Source organism: Baekduia sp. (assembly GCF_035996765.1).
In the GTDB taxonomy this organism is placed as follows: domain Bacteria; phylum Actinomycetota; class Thermoleophilia; order Solirubrobacterales; family Solirubrobacteraceae; genus Baekduia.
In genome coordinates, this window is the sequence record NZ_DASYJG010000098.1 from 1 (window position 1) to 16,952 (window position 16,952).

15 protein-coding genes are annotated in these 16,952 nt (G+C 68.7%); 5 read left to right on the forward strand and 10 right to left on the reverse strand.

Going from position 1 to position 16,952, the window contains the following annotated elements; all coding sequences use genetic code 11:
• The coding region (locus VGO10_RS21780; protein ID WP_349258973.1) for an IS3 family transposase at positions 1–99 on the forward strand (99 nt) is incomplete at its 5' end.
• 496 nt (positions 100–595) lie between these two features.
• On the opposite strand, the gene VGO10_RS20470 is transcribed toward VGO10_RS21780, so the two are convergent.
• The 4 genes from VGO10_RS20470 to VGO10_RS20485 form a co-directional block, all read right to left on the reverse strand.
• Positions 596–1,333 (reverse strand): hypothetical protein, encoded by a 738-nt coding sequence (locus tag VGO10_RS20470; RefSeq protein WP_327471855.1) that lies wholly within the window; start codon positions 1,331–1,333, stop codon positions 596–598.
• A 405-nt stretch (positions 1,334–1,738) separates the two neighbouring features.
• Positions 1,739–2,482 (reverse strand): hypothetical protein, encoded by a 744-nt coding sequence (locus VGO10_RS20475; protein WP_327471856.1) that lies wholly within the window; start codon positions 2,480–2,482, stop codon positions 1,739–1,741.
• Positions 2,483–2,724: 242 nt separating this feature from the next.
• The gene (locus tag VGO10_RS20480; RefSeq protein ID WP_327471857.1) at positions 2,725–3,861 is read right to left on the reverse strand and encodes a SecDF P1 head subdomain-containing protein; all 1,137 of its coding nucleotides are present in this window, start codon (positions 3,859–3,861) and stop codon (positions 2,725–2,727) included.
• A gap of 96 nt (positions 3,862–3,957) precedes the next feature.
• Positions 3,958–5,025, reverse strand: coding sequence for a hypothetical protein (locus VGO10_RS20485; protein WP_327471858.1), 1,068 nt, complete (start codon positions 5,023–5,025; stop codon positions 3,958–3,960).
• 54 nt (positions 5,026–5,079) lie between these two features.
• Between VGO10_RS20485 and VGO10_RS20490 the strand changes: the two genes are divergently transcribed.
• Positions 5,080–5,709: a TMEM175 family protein gene (locus VGO10_RS20490; RefSeq protein ID WP_327471859.1), complete on the forward strand. Its 630-nt coding sequence runs from the start codon at positions 5,080–5,082 to the stop codon at positions 5,707–5,709.
• Between the two features lie 19 nt (positions 5,710–5,728).
• Here VGO10_RS20490 and VGO10_RS20495 read toward each other — a convergent pair whose 3' ends face one another.
• The 3 genes from VGO10_RS20495 to VGO10_RS20505 all read right to left on the reverse strand — a co-directional run bounded on the left by VGO10_RS20495 (position 5,729) and on the right by VGO10_RS20505 (position 8,868).
• Entirely contained in the window at positions 5,729–6,919 is a 1,191-nt protein-coding gene (locus VGO10_RS20495; RefSeq protein WP_327471860.1) for a hypothetical protein, read from the reverse strand.
• A 58-nt stretch (positions 6,920–6,977) separates the two neighbouring features.
• Positions 6,978–7,547, reverse strand: a complete 570-nt coding sequence (locus VGO10_RS20500) for a dihydrofolate reductase family protein (protein ID WP_327471861.1) — start codon at positions 7,545–7,547, stop codon at positions 6,978–6,980.
• 64 nt (positions 7,548–7,611) lie between these two features.
• Complete coding sequence (locus VGO10_RS20505; RefSeq protein ID WP_327471862.1) at positions 7,612–8,868, reverse strand: winged helix-turn-helix domain-containing protein; 1,257 nt, start codon at positions 8,866–8,868, stop codon at positions 7,612–7,614.
• A gap of 97 nt (positions 8,869–8,965) precedes the next feature.
• On the opposite strand from VGO10_RS20505, the gene VGO10_RS20510 reads away from it, so the two are divergent.
• On the forward strand, positions 8,966–10,375 hold the full coding sequence (locus tag VGO10_RS20510) for a cytochrome P450 (RefSeq protein WP_327471863.1): 1,410 nt from the start codon (positions 8,966–8,968) through the stop codon (positions 10,373–10,375).
• On the opposite strand, the gene VGO10_RS20515 is transcribed toward VGO10_RS20510, so the two are convergent.
• Together VGO10_RS20515 and VGO10_RS20520 are read right to left on the reverse strand one after the other, a co-directional pair.
• Positions 10,362–11,510 (reverse strand): winged helix DNA-binding domain-containing protein, encoded by a 1,149-nt coding sequence (locus VGO10_RS20515; RefSeq protein WP_327472009.1) that lies wholly within the window; start codon positions 11,508–11,510, stop codon positions 10,362–10,364. The two genes, VGO10_RS20510 and VGO10_RS20515, sit on opposite strands and share 14 nt — an antisense overlap.
• Positions 11,511–11,524: 14 nt before the next feature.
• Entirely contained in the window at positions 11,525–11,974 is a 450-nt protein-coding gene (locus VGO10_RS20520) for an ester cyclase (RefSeq protein WP_327471864.1), read from the reverse strand.
• A 60-nt stretch (positions 11,975–12,034) separates the two neighbouring features.
• Here VGO10_RS20520 and hrpA point away from each other — a divergent pair, with 60 nt between their 5' ends.
• The gene (gene hrpA, locus VGO10_RS20525) at positions 12,035–15,916 is read left to right on the forward strand and encodes an ATP-dependent RNA helicase HrpA (protein WP_327471865.1); all 3,882 of its coding nucleotides are present in this window, start codon (positions 12,035–12,037) and stop codon (positions 15,914–15,916) included.
• Positions 15,917–16,017: 101 nt separating this feature from the next.
• Here the strand turns inward: hrpA and VGO10_RS20530 are convergent, their stop codons facing one another.
• On the reverse strand, positions 16,018–16,530 hold the full coding sequence (locus VGO10_RS20530; RefSeq protein WP_327471866.1) for an isoprenylcysteine carboxylmethyltransferase family protein: 513 nt from the start codon (positions 16,528–16,530) through the stop codon (positions 16,018–16,020).
• A 34-nt stretch (positions 16,531–16,564) separates the two neighbouring features.
• Between VGO10_RS20530 and VGO10_RS20535 the strand changes: the two genes are divergently transcribed.
• Positions 16,565–16,942: a co-chaperone GroES gene (locus tag VGO10_RS20535; RefSeq protein ID WP_327471867.1), complete on the forward strand. Its 378-nt coding sequence runs from the start codon at positions 16,565–16,567 to the stop codon at positions 16,940–16,942.
• Positions 16,943–16,952 lie beyond the last annotated feature (10 nt).

Consider the following 16,952-nt stretch of genomic DNA (forward strand, 5'->3'; position numbering starts at 1 on the left):
TTCTACAACACCACCCGCCGACACTCGACCCTGGGCTACCTCTCACCCGCCCAGTATGAGAATGATTCAATGACCAACAACCCCAAAATCAACGGCTAGCCCCGCAAGCCCCCACTGTCCACACGACGGGATCCACTCCACCATGCCCCGCGCGACCGCGGCGACTCGGAATGGTTCAAAGGTAGGCTGCGTCACGTGGCGACCTACTGCTTTTGCGGCTGCGGCCGGCAAGTCACGGGGTTCATGAACAAGAAGCTGAACAAGCGTGGAAAGGCTGTCCTCGAGACCACCGAGTACCTCCGCGATGTGAGCTACCGTTCATGGAAGGGCACACCGAACAGCAGGCGAAGATCCAAGCGTTCGTCGAGGACGGCGCTGTGTTCGCGACGATGTATGCCGGCATCGTGCATGGTGAATCCAGGCCCCGGCCGTGTCGGCTCAGACACAGGTAATTGCGTGGGAATCCACCGCCCCCAAGCTCGTTAAGAGCCACAAGAAGATCATCGCTGACGCACATCGGCGACGTCTGAACTAATGCTCGGAACAAGACCGTGTCGGCAACGGCCATCGTGTCGTCGACCAAGCACACGGTTGACTACGGAGTGCGGCGTGCACCGCCCCGAACGGTCTGGTCGGTCGTGACAAAGCTGGACCCATGAGCACGCAATCGAAGGTCGTAGCGACCAGCGGGAAGACTCCGCGCGCTGTAGTGCACCGCGGCGACCCCGTGCGACGGCTTCGCGGTTCCGAGCGTCTTCCATGCACCTCCTGAACGTGCTTGCACGGCAATCGTCAGTTGCCTACTGGTGATCCCGAGACCGTCTGGATCGCTGACGTGCACCTTGAGATTGCCGGTGTCGTGTAAGGCAACGGGGGCGCGTAAGGCGAGGCGAACAGCGTGGCGGGCGTAGATAGTGAAGTCGTACGGCCCGCCCGGCTCATTGTTGATGCGGCAGAAAGCCACGGGCATTGACCCGCTCCGCGTTGCGGTGTAACGCAGCTCAGCCTTGCCGTTGGCGGCTACCTCGCTTGCGGCGATTGGCTGGACGGTGGCCAGCTCATAGTCGGTTGTGCCCACAGGGAGAAAAGTCAACCTGGTCTGGAACTGCTGTTGCGGGGCTTCCCAGTCCGTGAGGATCTGGTCACCGCTAACGACTTGGAGTGACCAGAATTGGGTGAGTGAAGCACCGCCGCACACCGCACCGCCATGAAAGTGGCCGTCGATGTCGCCGTTGTAGCCAGGCGTCGTGGCGTTCGCACTGTTCCCGAATTGCTGCAGCCCCAACGTAATTGGGGTGCCGCTGGCGATCGATGGAGCCCCATCGGCATACACCGACGCAGATGTAAGGACGGCAAGTAGAAGAAAGCCTAGACACGCGAATGCGGAACATTTTAGAGCGGCCATGCTACGCACCATATTCGAGTGCTGTGGTCGACGCAAGAGAGGACGGCTGTAGCCAGTCGCGCCAACCTGGGCCTCATACGGCTTCAGCCGCCCTCAGGGTCCTATACCCCCAGCGGGACGAGAGGCGGATGCTATGCCCTTCCGATCGCGCTGGCCGCGGTCTAGGGTAGTTTGAGTCCACGGCACCTGGGCTTGTGCGGAGGGCATGTCAACCATACGGAATCTGGCCGATGTTGGTGTCGTGTCCCCGACTGAATGTAAGTGCTGATTACATAGAGTGATACAACGTGGGCCACTTTCCGGCGCACGGTGGCCGCCATGCGTGGGCGGCCCCTACGATCGCGACTGGTCCTCCGTCGGCGGTGTGTCTGAGGTGACCCGGATGCAAGTGTTGTACTGCGCGTTGTGGCGAGGAGACTTTGGGTCGCAACCGAACGTCAGGCAATTCGAGCGGTAGTTTTTACCGTTGTACAGCCACGCACGCTCCATGTACACGGCCTGAACCGTGCTAGTCGGAGGAAGGTGTCCCTGACGGTAGAACCGTAGTTCCCATTGGTCGCAGCGGCGTCGACCGCCGCTGATGACGTCGGTCGTCTGGTGAGCGCCACACGCCGAAGGCTGCATCTTGCCCGAGGCATACCTAAGCTCGAACACGAGGAGATAGCCGGAGCCCACGAGGGCTTTGTTGTCGCCGGTGCAGCGCAGGCTCGGCATGTGCTTGCCGGCCTCGGTGAGGCTCATGCCCAGCCCTACGCCCGTTCCAAGCTTGTACTTGCCGTGCTCGGCGAGGACTCGGTCCACCCGATCGTTCGGCCTGGCTCCCGTGAAGTCCGCGAAGAAGTCGCCTCCCCCGCCGCAGCGGCAGCCGTGGGTCCACTTGAAGTGCGGGATGACACTCTTAGCGGCCACGACGGTCATGCCAAGGCGCACCGGGCCGATCGACTTGTACGGGACGATCAGCCTGCTGGGAGAGATTGCGGCGCCGACGGTACTGGGAAGTAGTCCACAGACGATCAGGGCGGCGGCCGTCGCCAGCCGTGACCGGCCCCGAGTGGTTCGGAACACATGCGTGTGCATTGCGCCGAATCCTAGTCGAGGTCGCGGCCAGAATCCATGGTCCCGCGGCCCGCTTTCGGGCCGTCGGTCCAGCGCGGATTCTCAAGGTCCACGATGATTTCGGCTTTTGCGAGGCGGGTCTCGTGGTGGCTGCTCGTCACAGACATGTCCACCACACAGGGACCCATACGTCACAAGGGCTCCGGTACGACTCCTGGACTTAGTAGGGATTATGTATAGCGAGAAGAAACAAGCCCGGGCGTTCAGCCGGCCTTTGGCTTGATGCGCGACGTCGCTTGCAGCTCCAGCTTGAGCGGCAGCGGCCCGGTCTTGATGAGGTTGGCCAGGCGCTGAGCCGACGTGATCGTGAAGCCGCTCAAGATCTGCGCGCCCTTGGAGCCATCGATGCCGTCCGGGTTCTGCTGCGGGTCGATGTACGGAACCGAGATCAGCTTGTTGTCGAGGACGATCGCGAAGTGGTTCGCGGCGGCACTCGGCGGGACGCCGGGCAACGTCGCGGCCTGGCCGCGCTGCGCGACCGCGCGCGTCAGCCTCTGCCACTTCCTGCGCCCGTCCTTGGTGAAGCTGAACGTGACATCGGGCTGACCCGAGCCGCCGGCGCCGTTGTCGGTGTTCTGCTCCGGGTCCTTGACATCGCGGCTGAGCAGCGCCGGATCGTCCTTGAGGATGTAATACGCATCCTGGGCGAGCGCCTGCGCGGCCTTGTTGGTGCTGTCGGCCTCCGCCTGGACGAGGACAGAACCCCGCGGCACCTCGACGAACGAAGACGGCCGCTCGCCCGAGCTCTGGCAGGCATCACGGGCGTCGGCCTCGGTGCCCTGCGGCCCGCAGAGCACCGTCTTGGCCTTGCTGTCGACCCCGTAGAACAGGCCGGTGGTCGTGTCGTCGGGCTCGTTGGTCGGCTTGAACCTCGACGCGCGGGTGACCGCCTCGTAATAGGTCTGCGTGCCCGCACCCGGCTGACCAGCGCTCATGCCACCCGTCATGCCTTCATCGGTCGGGTCCGGCTTGCCGTCGGGACCCAGGACCGAGATCTCCCAGTCATAGAACGCCAGAAGCGCCGTTGTGCCGATCTGCTGCTCGGCCGAATCCTCATTCCTGACATTCGGCAGCGTGACGATGAGCTGGTTGCCCGATCCGTGTACGTCCGCATCGCGGATGCCGAGCAGCGCCAAGCGTCGCTCCACGACGAGCATCGTGTGCCGCAGCGACGCGGCGTTGACGGTCGCGTAGCGCGTGGGCTTGGCGACGTAGACAAGGCGCACGCCGCCTTCGCGGGCCAGCGTCGTTGCCGACTCCGTGCTGACCGAGCGCTTGGCGCGCCCTTGACCACAGCCTCCACCCACCACACCGACCGCAACGAGAGCAGCAGCAGTCATCAGACAGCGGTTTCTTGCACTCATGTGCTGCGGCACCGTATCGGGCGAGCGGGCTGACGTGTCTGTCCGCCGCTGCAGCACCACCTACAGCGCAGGTCAACGCCGCTTCTTGCGCTCCTTCTTGGCCGCCTTCATCCGCTCACTGAACAGCGCGCCGAACTGTGTGGCGTACTCCGCAGTCATGGTCCGCGCCTTCCACGCCGCGTCGACCGTCGCCCAGGTGCCGGCCGGCACGCCCTGGCGCGTCGCGTAGGCGTCGGCGTCCGCCGGCGCGACGCGGTCGAGGATGAGGCCGACTTGAATCTCGACATAGGTCTCCAGCGTCACGTCGCCGACGGCTGCCGGATCGCCGGCGCCGACTCGGCGGGCCACGAACGCGTCGACCGCGCGGATGGCACGGTCGCCTGCCCCGTTCGACGGCGCTCGAGCGTCCGGCGCTGCTGGCGGTGGGAGCGGCGGCGGCCCGGGCGGCGCCGCGTCGAGGCCGGCGCCGCCGTTGGCTGCGCCCTCCCAGTCGATGGTGATCCGCCGGCCGTCCTTGTCGATGCCGACCGGCAGGATGGCGCCAACCTCCACGAGAAACCGCGCATAGTCCGGAGGCAACACGCGCTCGAGACGACGGGTCTCCGCGCCTGTGCCGTCTGCCGGCGCGAGTTGCACGTCGAGGTCGAGGTTCTCGGTCGGGCCGAAGGCACTTGTCACCGGTGTTACGCGCAGAACGGTGATCGAGCCCGGTGCCCCGGCATCGATGCGTCGCCGCTCGTCTCGACGCCATCGGTCCTCCACCCCTTCGGACGGCGGGTCCACCATCCGCCAGGTGCCGACCGTGATCTCTTCGTCGGCTCCGAGCCGGCGCCCCCAGTTGATGACGACCTTGTCGTCGAGCACCTTGACAGGGACGGTCGCCCCGACATGGGCGTCGCTGCGCTTCACGCTCAGCCGCTGGCGCACGCCAACGCGTGACGTCCCGAGCCCGTTGCGCACGTCCAACGCATAGCGATACTCGGGCTCGGTGCTGTCTCCGTCTGTGGTCCGCTCGACGAGAATGCCGACGATCGTCGCCTCAGACGCTTCGCCCTTGCGCAGGACACGTCCCGCCCGACGGCCGACGAGGGTCGGCACCTCGGGGCCGAGGTTCCACAGCACATCGTCCAGAAGGCCCATGCAGGCAAGCATGACCGACTCAGCATCCGACACGATCAGTTTGATGATCGGCAGATGCTTTCTGCCACCGCGACCGAGCGGAGAGAGCTTGATCGAGTCGGGGCGTTCAGCGACGGCGTCTTCGCGATCGCGATCACGCTGCTGGTCCTCAACATCGACGTTCCCGACGTCCCCGGCAGCGACCTCGGCTCGGCCATCTCCGACCTCTCCGATGACTTCGTGGCCTATGGGATCGGCTTTGCCGTGATCGGGCTGTTCTGGTACGAGCACCACAAGCTCTTCGCGTCGCTGGGGCGCGCGAGCGGGCGCTTGGTGCTCGTGAACACGGCGCTGCTGGCGCTCATCGCGCTGATGCCGTTCACCACGGCGGTGCTGGGACGCTATGACGAGCCGCTGGCGGTCGCCCTCTACGCCGGCAACGTCGGCCTCACCATCATCTTCGGCGGGCTGATGACGCTCGTCGCGATGGGCGGCGACCGTTACGCCGATTCGGAGCCCGACCCGTCTGGCCACCGACGACGCGAGGTGATCGTCAGCGCGGCCAGCCGGGCGCTCGTCTTCCTGATCTCAATCCCGATCGCCTACGAGATCTCCCAATCGCTGGCGAAGTGGTTCTGGCTGCTGCTCCTCGTGCTCAGCGTTCCCGACCGCCGCCGGGCACGGCGACGCGGACAGACGCCTTAGCGAGGCCCTCCGGCTCCAGTCACTCCGGCTGCAGCACCACCTGCAACAGCACCTCATACCCCGCATGCGTAATCGGCGACCAGACGACGCCCGCGTTTTGGCTGTCGCCGTTGGAGGTGTGTGACAGCGTGGTCATGTCCGACCGGGCGGCGAACCAGACGTAGGCGCCGGGTGTCGTCGTGCCGGAGTTGTCGACGGTGACGATGTCGCCGGCCTTGACCTTGCAGCAGGCGAAGCTGAGCCCGCTGGTCGGGTAGGTGTGGACGCCCGCGTCGTGAGCAGCGAGTGGATACACGGGGTTGGTCGTCGTCACGACCACGACCGTGCCGTCACCCTGGGGCCGGACGACCGAGAAGCGCAGCGGCAGGTCCACCGGGCTGTCGCCGGTCTTCAGCCGGAAGGCCGTGATCGTCCCCGCTGCGGGAACCGTCAGCGCGCTGGTCCAGAACTCCGTGTCGTCGGGCGCGAAGCGGTCGGGCAGCGTCACGGCCGCGCCGGTGAGGTCGCTGCCAAAGGTCACCGGGTCCTTGGCCGGCGCCAACGACGTGGATCGACGCAGCAGGCGCTTGGCGCAGGAAGCTGCGCCGCTGGCGCGGCCGGCCTCGACCTTGACGTCGATGCACTCGAGGTCGTCATAGACCTGGTTGAACGGCACACCGTGCAGCGTGTCGCTGACAAAACGCCGCGCCACGATGCTCGACTGCGTCTTGCGCAGCGCGGTGGCCTTGGCGCCGAACGCCTTGCCGGCGACGGCCTTGGCGCCCATGGCCTTCAACGTGGCCCCCACGCTCGCCAGATCCGAGGCCAATCCGTTGGCGCCACCGGCGCTCGCCCGCTTGGCGAGATCGCTCGAGCAGCCGCGGGCGCCGGCGAATCGGGCGCGCACGGTGCTGCGCTTGGACGTGCCGCGCGCCTTCTGCACGTTGAGCGAGATGCAGTCGAGGTCACCGATGACCCGCGCGGCCGAAACGCCGCCGACCTGGTCGTCGTAGGCGGCGACGATCAGCTTCGCCTTGGCCATGTGCACCTGTGGCGCCGAGCTTCCACCGCCCGACAGTTGCCCCACGAGACTCGTCAGGTCAGCCTTCAACGCATCTGACGTCCCCGACCCGGCAGCGCCTGCGGGCGGCGCCGCCGCCGCGAGCATCACCACCAACAACGACAGCAGTCCCACGAGATAGCGCGGCAGTCCTCTGAGCACGCGCGCCATCTTCACGACTTGGCCGGCGCGCCGCAACCCGGTGCGCCGGCCAAGCGACAGTCGCAGCTCAGCCGGCCTTCGGCCGGTAGCTCTGCAGCAGCACGCCGTTGGGCACCTCACGCGAGGACACCAACTCGAGCGCCAGCTTGTCCGGCGACTCCGGGTAGAACCGCGCGCCGCTGCCGAGGATTACCGGGAAGAGCTGCAGGTTGACCTGGTCGACGAGGCCGGCGGTCAGCAGCGACTGCGCGAGCGTCCGGCTACCGGCGATCAGGATCGGCCCGCCCTCCCCCTCCTTCAGCACGGCAACACCATCCAGAACGTCCTCGCCGATGACCGTCACGTCCTGCCAATCGCTGGTCTCAACGGCGCTCGACGACACCACGTACTTGGTCATCGTGTTGATCTTCTCGGCCATCGGGCCCTCACGGTGCGGCCACGCGCCGTAGAACCCCTCATAGGTCACGCGCCCCAACAACAGGATGTCGGCGGCGTTCTGCTCTTCGAACTTGTAGGCGCCGAGCTCGTCGCTGAACAACGCCCCGACCCAGCCCGCATGGGCATAACCCGCCTCGCCGCCCGGCGCCTCCATGACGCCGTCCAGCGAGATGAACTCCGTGATGATCAACTTGCGCATTGTCTGCTCCATTCGTCGCTTCGTGGTCGCATCATGGACGTGCGGTACGCGCAGAACTCATCGGTTACGCAAGCGCCGCCCGCAGCGCCGGCGACAGATCGCCCGCCCCTACGTCGACCACGTCGTCCAGCCCCAGCCACGACGCCATCCGGCGCAGCTCGACCGCCAGCGCCTCGGCGACGTCCGACGTCCCGACGCCCGTGCCCGGCTCGGCATGCGCCGCCTGGACGAGCAGCGCGCTCCCGGCGCGATCGCTCTTGAGGTCCACGCGGGCGACCAGTTGATCGCCGAGCAACAGCGGCAAGACGTAGTACCCGTGGACCCGCTGCTCCTTGGGCACGTAGATCTCGATCCGATAGCGGAAGCCGAAGAGGCGCTCGACGCGCGGGCGCTCCCAGATCAACGAGTCAAACGGCCCCACCAGCGCGCGTGCATCGACGCGCCGCGGGACGCGCGCGCCCGGTGCCAGATACGCGGGCGCACTCCAGCCCTCCACGGCGACCGGCAGCAACTCACCCGCCTCGACCAGCTCAGCGACGCGCAGCTTGGACTCGGCGCTTGGCAGACGGAAGTAGTCGCGCAGGTCGGGCTCGGTCGCGATCCCCATCGACCGCGCAGCAACGCGAAGCAGCTCGCGCTGCGCGACATCGTCGTCGGGTGTCGGGGCCGCCAGCACGTCAGCTGGGATCACGCGCTCGGGCACGTCGTAGATCCGCTCGAAGCGCCGCCGCCGCGCGCTCGTGATCTCCCCGCTCCAGAACAGGAACTCCAGCGCGCGCTTGACGTTCGACCAATCCCACCACGGTCCCTTCGGCGCACGCGGCTCGTCGTGCTGGGCCAACTGCGACGCGGTCAGCGGACCGCGCTCGCGCAGGTCTTCCAAGACGGCGGCCACGAGCTCCGGCCGCTCGGTGGCGATGCGCCGCATCCCACCCCACGCGTCGTCGTGCGCGCGGCGCATCCGCCAGCGCAGATGCGGATGTAGCTCGACCGGGATCAGCGACGCCTCGTGACCCCAGTACTCGAACAGTCGCCGCGGCGCGTAGTGCGACAACTTGTCCAGCAGCCCGATGTCGTACTCCCCCAGCCGGCTGAACGTCGGCAGGTAGTGCGCGCGCGCCAGCACGTTGACCGAGTCGATCTGGATCAGGCCGACGCGGTCGAGCACGCGGCCGCGCAGCGCGCGCGTGTCGACCGCGCGAGTCAGCGGTGGCTCGGCAAAGCCCTGGGCGGCGAGCGCAACGCGCCGCGCCTCGACGGCCGACAGGCGCTCTCGACGGCGGCCCCTGACAGGTGTGGAAGATGCGAGCGAGCGGGCCACGAGCGCATCATCTTGCCGTATGTCTTCTGACCGAATGGTCAGCTCCGTGCGGGACCGCACAGATGCGACATCGATCGGTGTCACACTGAGTGATGTCATGAGCCTCGCTCCCGCAGTCACCGAACCGCTGATCGGCATCGCGCCGCCGTCGCCCGCCGGACCGATCGACGAGGCGCAGGCGGCGACGCTGCCCGCCCCGCCGCAGATCGATCTGCCCCGTGCGCTGCAGATGCTGCGCTTCAACCAGCGGCAGATCGAGTTCGTCTTCGGCGCCCGCCGGCGCCACGGCGAGGTCTTCCGGATGCAGGGCATCGTGCCCGGCGGCCCGGTGATCACCTCGCATCCCGATCACGTTCAATCGCTCTTCACCGCCAAGGCCGACCACGCGGTGTCGTTGACCGGCGAGTCGCCGCTGCGCCCGATCGTCGGGCCCAACTCGGTGCTCACCGCCATCGGCCCGCGCCACCTGCGTCAGCGCAAGCTGCTTCTGCCGCCGTTCCATGGCGAGGCGATCGCGCGCTACGAGGAGATGATCGTCGAAGCCACCAATCGTGAGATCGACACCTGGGCGCTCAACAGCCCGATCGCGCTTGCGCCGCGGATGCAGGCGATCACGCTCGACGTGATCATGGCCGGGATCTTCGGCATCGACGGCAAGCCGCAGCGCGGGACGCCCGAGCACGCGCTGCGCCGCGCCGTTCGCGGACTGGTGCAGGCCTCGACGTGGAAGAGCGCGCAACTGGCCGAGTTGATGAACATCGGCCGCGACGAGCCGGTCGGCATCACCAAGATCGGCCTGGACATCCTCGACCGTCCGACCTATCAAGTGATCCGCGAGCGCCGACAGGCCACCGACCTGGAGGAACGCCGCGACATCCTGTCGCTGCTGCTGCAAGCGCGGACCGAGGATGGCGAGGAGCTCAGCGACCGCGAGCTGCGCGACGAGCTGCTGACGCTCGTCCTCGCCGGCCACGAGACGACCGCCAACCAGCTGGCATGGATCTGGGAGCGGCTGGTCCGCACGCCCGCCGCGCACGACCGCCTGCGCGACGCCGTCCGCGGCGAGGACGAGGCCCTATCGGCGCGCACCGTCGAGGCGACGATCACCGAGGGCATGCGCTCGCGCCCGGTCATCCCGATCATCGGCCGCCGCGTGATGGTCCCGTGGCGCCTGGGCGACTTCTCCGTTCCCGCCGACACGCCGGTGACGATGAGCATCCTGCTGATCCACCACCGCGCGGACGTCTACCCCGATCCGTTCGCGTTCCGCCCCGAGCGCTGGGACGACAACAAGCCCGGGACCTACACGTGGATTCCGTTCGGCGGCGGCATCCGGCGCTGCCTCGGCGCGGCGCTGGCGATGGCCGAGCAGCGCGTGGTGCTGGAGACGATGGCGCGGCGGCTGGACATCACCTACGTCGACGCCGAGCCCGAGCGCGCGGTGCACCGCAACGTGACGATGATCCCGTCGGCCGGCGCGCGCGTGATCGTCCTCAACCGGCGCTGAAGACGACGTCGGCGGCGGGCGCGTCGGGCGCGGCGAAGCGCAGGAGACGCTCGCCTTCGTTTTGCAGCTCCGCAGTGTCGGTCTTCTTGTAGGCCTTGCCGCTGAAGGACGTGATGGTCAGCAGCGCCTGCTTCTTGGTGGTCTTGATCCGCCAGTTGCCGGCGACGAAGCCGTCGATCAGGACCATCCCGGCGATCAGGCCGTTCTGGGTCATCACGAGGCGCCGGTAGTTGGTCGGCAGCACGCGCGTCGCGTCGGCGTGCGAGAGGATCAGGTTGTCGAAGGGGCCGACCAGGCGTGGCGGCACCGGCGTGTCGCCCGGCGGGCGCGGGGCGACGGGCAGATCGAAGAGCTCGCGCCCGGTCACCGCGTCGGAGAAGGACACCAACTCGCTGCGGGCATCCTCGAAGGCCGGCCGCAGGCGCGAGAGGCCCGACCACTTCTGCATGTCCTGCACGCTGGCCGGGCCGAAGGCGCCGAGGTAGCGGCGGATGAGGTCGCCGAGCGATGGCTGCGGGACGTCGACGCCATCCAGCCACTGCTCGATCGAGGTGTGCGCCGCGGCGCCGCTCTGTCCCCACAGCCCGCGCGGCGGGACCTGCACGAGCGGCACGAGCGCGCGGATCTGCTGGGCCAGCGCGGGCGGGTCGGCGTCGGGGAAGCGCTCGGCCAGCAGCGCGCCGAGCTGGGCGAAGGTCCGCGGCTCGGTCTCGACGAGCTCGCGGCCGGCGATGGCGAGGGCCGCGCGGTCGACGTCACCGACGCTCCAGTTGCCCTCGGTGGCGCGGCCGATCAGGTCGTGCATGAGCGGGCGCAGCAGCAGCGCGTCCCGGGCGGAGACGAGGTGGATCGTCCCGCGCATCAGCACGATCCGCACCGCGGCCCGCTGTTCAAGGAGCATCGACAGCTCCTGCGGTCCGAAGTCGACCAGCCGCGCCCACAGCTGGAAGTAGGGCGCCTTGACGTCCTGAGCCTGCAGCCCGACCAGCTGCTCGATCGCCTCCAGCGCGGTGGCGCGCCGCGGCTCCAGCAGCCATTGACGAGCTAACAGCGCGCGGTTGAGCGCGTGGGCATCGAGGATCTTCGGCGAGGTGGCGATCGGCCGGACGCTACCCGCGCGCGAGCAAGGGCGGATCCTGCCCCGCGCGGTTACTCCGCGGCGGGCACGTCGTCGTGGCCCAGCAGCTGCGCCGCGATCGTCGCCTGATCGAAGTACACGCGCTCGATCGCGATCCGGTCGGTGCCCGGCTCGAAGAGGAAGAACGCCGCCATCCGGCAGCGAAAGCTCTTGCCGGTCGGCGCGATCCCGCGCAGCTCGCCTTCGTGCGTGCCGAGCAGGTCGAACTCCACGATGACGCCGTCGTCGGCGTGGTACAGCACGACGTTCTCGTTGCGCTGATCCGGAAAGGCCGCCCGCGAGGTCCGGTAGTACTCCGAGACCGCCTCGGCGCCGTCGTAGACGTCGCCGGTCGCGATGATCTCGTAACGGGGATGGTCGAACGTCTGCAGCGTCGCGTCGAAGTCGTGACGGTTCTCGGAGTCCATGTGCTCGCGCACGACGGCCTCGCGACGGGTCCGCAACGTCTCGGTCTCAGACATGGCGCGACCGTAACACGGCAGGCGAGGCGGCAGAGACCGGCGACACCTATCCTCGCGGGCGTGCCGCTCGCCGAGCTCAGAACGCGCCTGGAGGAGCTGACGCTGGTCGACGAGCACCGGCTCGGCCGGCGGCTGGAGCGCGCGCACCGCCACCCTGAGGACGAGGCGGCGCTGGCGCGGCTGGACCGCGACTTCGCGATCGCCGAGCAACGGGTACAGCGTCGCCGCGACGCCGTCCCGAAGATCACCTATCCGCCGGCGCTCCCGGTCAGCGCGCGACGCGACGACCTGCTGGCGGCGATCCGCGATTATCAGGTCGTCGTGGTCGCTGGTGAAACCGGTTCGGGCAAGACCACGCAGTTGCCGAAGATCTGCTTGGAGCTGGGCCGCGGCATCCGCGGGGCGATCGCGCACACGCAGCCACGGCGGCTGGCAGCGCGCACGGTCGCCCAGCGGATCGCCGACGAGCTCGACGTCGACCTCGGCGAAGCCGTCGGCTACGCCGTGCGGTTCAACGACAGCTCGAACGAACGCACGCTGGTGCGGTTGGTCACCGACGGCCTGCTGCTGGCCGAGATCCAGCGCGACCGGCTGCTGCGTCGCTACGACACCATCATCATCGACGAGGCCCACGAGCGCTCGTTGAACATCGACTTCCTGCTCGGCTTCCTGCACCAGCTGCTGCCCAAGCGACCCGACCTGAAGCTGATCATCACCTCGGCGACGATCGACCCCGGGCAGTTCGCCGCCCACTTCGGTGACGCGCCGGTGGTCGAGGTGAGCGGCCGCACCTTCCCGGTCGAGGTGCGTTACCGGCCGCTCGCGCTGACCGATGGCGGCCCGGAGCGCGATCAGCCCGAGGCGATCGGCGACGCCGTCGAGGAGCTGCTGCGCGAGAGCCGCGAGGGCGACGTGTTGGTGTTCTTGAGCGGCGAGCGCGAGATCCGCGACACCGCCGACGCCCTGCGGGGCAGGCTGCGTGACGACATCGACGTCCTGCCGCTCTACGCGCGGCTCTCCAACGCCGACCAGCAGAAGGTCTTCCAATCGCACAACCGCCGGCGCGTGGTGCTGGCCACCAACGTCGCCGAGACGTCGCTGACGGTCCCGGGCATCAAGTACGTGGTCGACACGGGCCTGGCGCGGATGAGTCGTTACAGCGCGCGGCTGAAGGTGCAGCGGCTGCCGATCGAGCCGATCTCCCAGGCCTCGGCCGATCAGCGCAAGGGCCGCTCGGGACGGACCTCGGACGGCATCTGCATCCGGCTCTACGACGAGCAGGACTTCCTGGAGCGCCCGCGCTTCACCGACCCGGAGATCCTGCGGACCAACCTCGCGTCCGTGATCCTGCAGATGGCTGCGCTGGATCTCGGAGCGGTCAGCGACTTCCCGTTCCTGGACCCGCCCGACGCGCGGCAGGTGCGCGACGGCGTCAACCTCCTGCACGAGCTCGGCGCGATCGATCCCGCCCAGCCGACCGGCAAGCGGCTGACGCCGGTAGGACGCAAGCTCGCGCGGCTGCCGGTCGACCCGCGGATGGCACGGATGATCCTCGAGGCCGACCGCCTGCGCTGCGTCGAGGAGGTCATCGTCATCGCGGCGGCGCTGTCGATCCAGGACCCGCGCGAGCGACCGGTTGACCACCAGGCCCAGGCTGACCAGCTGCACGCGCGCTTCAAGGACGAGCACTCGGACTTCACCTCCTATCTCAACTTGTGGTCCTACGTGCGCGAGCAGCAGCGCGAGCTGTCGGGCAGCCAGTTCCGCAAACGGCTGAAGGCCGAGTACCTGCACTTCCTTCGGGTGCGCGAGTGGCAGGATCTGGTCGGCCAGCTGCGCCAGGCGGCCAAGGAGGTTGGCGTCAAGCGCAACCAGGAGCCCGGCGAGGTCCAACACATCCACCTTGCCTTGCTCTCGGGCTTGTTGTCGCACATCGGCATGCGCGATGTCGCGAAGCGGGACTACCTGGGCGCACGCGGCGCACGCTTCTCGATCTTCCCCGGCTCCACCCTGGCCCGCAAGCAGCCGAGCTGGGTGATGGTCGCCGAGCTGGTCGAGACCGCACGGCTCTTCGGCCGTACCGCGGCGCGGATCGAGCCGGCCTGGATCGAGCCGCTGGCCGAGCACCTCGTCAAGCGCACCTACTTCGAGCCGCGCTGGGAGCGGCGCCGCGGCGAGGTCGTGGCCACCGAGCGCGTCACGTTGTACGGGTTGCCGATCGTCGGTGGCCGCAAGGTCTCTTACGCGAAGATCGACCCGGAGCTGTCGCGCGACCTCTTCCTGCGCCGCGCGCTGGTCGAGCGCGATTGGGACACGCGCCATCGCTTCTTTGCCGACAACGCGCGGGTGTTGGAGGAGGTCGACGCGCTGGAGCAGCGCGAGCGGCGCCGCGACGTGCTGGTCGACGACCACGCGCTCTATGACTTCTTTGACGCGCGCGTGCCGGCGGAGGTGGTCAGCGCCGCCCACTTCGACCGCTGGTGGAAGGAGGCGCGCCGCACCGATCCCTCGCTGTTGACCTACACCTTGGAGCTGCTCGTACGGTCCGAGGCGCGCGATGCCTTGAACGGCGTGGGTCGTCCCGACGCCTGGCGCCAGGGCGAGCTCGTACTCCCATTGACCTATGCCTTCGAGCCCGGCAGCGAGCACGACGGCGTCACCGTCCACGTCCCGCTCGCCGTGCTGCCGCAACTGCGCGCGACGGGCTTTGACTGGCTGGTGCCGGCGTTCCGCGAGGAGTTGGTCACCGCGCTGCTGCGCGGCCTGCCGAAGGAGCTGCGCCGTCCGCTGGTGCCGGTCCCCGAGACGGCGGCGTTGGCCGTGGAGCGGATGAAGCCGCGCTCGGGCCCGCTGGTGGATGTTCTTGCCCGCGAGGTCTCCAGCATCAAGGGCGCGCTCGTTCCGGCCGCGGCCTTCGACCCCGACGCCCTGCCGACCCATCTTAAGATGACGTTCGCCGTCGAGGATGAAGCCGGCGCGCTGCTCGCCTCGGGCACCGATCTGGCCGCCGTGCGCGAGCAGGTCCGCCCGCGGCTGCGCGCCGCGCTGTCGGCGGCGACCGCCGCGTACGAGCACACCGGGCTGACCTCGTGGTCGATCGACGTCCTGCCACGCGAGATCGCACTGCGCGCCGCCGGCGAGGCGGGCCGCGCCTTCCCGGCATTGGTCGACCGTGGCGACCACGTCGACGTCAAGATGATGGAGTCGCGCGCGGCACAGGGTGCGGCGATGCGCGCCGGCACGCGCCGCCTGCTCCTGCTGACGACGCCCTCCCCCACGCGTCATGTCGCGGGACAGCTCGGCAATCGTGCGCAGCTGCTGCTGGCCGCGACGCCCCACGGGAGCCTTCCCTCGGTCGTGGACGACGCGACTGCCGCGGCGGCCGACGCGCTGATGGACGAGGCCGGCGGCCCGGCATGGGACGGTCCCAGCTTCGCGCGCCTGCGCGACCATGTCGCCGGCTCACTGGCCGACCGCGCGGTCGCGATCATGCGCGACGTCGCGGCGATCCTCGAGGCCCGCGCCGAACTGCACCGGCGCATGGAGTCGATGGTCGCGCCGACGCTGCGCGACGCCCGCCAGGACGTCGCCGAGCAGCTCGGCCATCTCGTCTACCCCGGCTTCATCACCGCGACCGGCGCCGCGCGGCTGCCCGACATCGTGCGCTACCTCAAGGCCGCCGACCGCCGGCTGGAGCGGCTGCCCGACACGGTCGCCGTCGATCGCGACCGTATGAACGCGGTGCGCGCACTCGAGGCCGAGCAGCGCGAGCGGATCAAGGCCTACGTGTCGCTCGGACGGCCGATTCCCGCGGCGGCGCTCGACGCGGGATGGCTCCTGCAGGAGCTACGCGTCAGCCACTTCGCCCAGGCGCTCGGCGTGCGCGGGCCGGTCAGCGCCAAGCGGATCCGCAAGCTGCTCGACGACGCGCCGGCGCCCTAGCGAGGTAGCGAGGGGTCAGACCCTACGTCTGCACTCAACAATTGCTTTCGCGGTCATTGCAGGACAAACGCGCAAGAGGGGTCAGACCCCCTCATGCGAAGTTAATCAGCGTTCCATGGCCGTAACCGTGGAATCCAGGCGGGAACGGCCTGCCGGTAGATCTCGTAAGGAGCGCCGAAGCGGCGAGCAAGCCGCGGCTCCTCGACGGCATGGGCGAGCGTCGCCATCGCGGTGAGATACGCGGCGGCGGCCACGAGGAGGACGGGCTGCGCGAAGGCCAGCGCCTCGCCGACGATCACCGTCGCGGTCGCGACGTACATCGGGTGGCGCACGTGCCGGAAGGCGCCGCCGACGAGCAAGTGCGCGGTCGGTGCGGCGGGCGACGGCGTGCCACCGCCGTCGCGGACGAAGCGAGCGAAGACGTCCAGCAGTGTCGCGATCCCCGCGAGCATCAGCAGCGCACCGAGGATGCGAAGGATGGTCGGCCAGCCGTCGATCTCGCTGCCGGCGGCCAGCACGAGCAGCCACGGTCCCACGCCCGCCTCGAGCCCGGGACCGGCGAGGAAGAACGCGATGCTTCCGGCGGCAGTCCGTGTCCGATGCACGCGCTGCATCCTGCCGCAAGCTACGTCTCGTACGCTGCCTGCAATGAAGCAGCTCCTGCGCCCGCTGTTTGACCGCATCGTGATCAAGGAGCTCGAGCCCGAGCGCTTCCGTCGCTCCGGACTGCTCGTGCCCGCCGGCTCCAACGAGCCGCCGCCACAACACGGGATCGTGCTCGCCGTCGGTCAGGGCCTGGACTGGTGGGAGCACGTCGGCGTGCGTATGCCGGTCGCCCCCGGCGACCACGTCGTCTTCCCGGCCTCGGCCGGCGCGTGGATCGAGGTCGACGAAGAGCGGCTGCTGGTCTGCCGCGTCGGCGAGATCCTCGGCGTGCTCGAAGAGGTCCGCGAGCCGAAGGCCACGCACGTTGATGCAGATCGCGACGCCGACGCCGACACCGGAGGGCCATCGAGGGACGATTGAATCTCGCAGA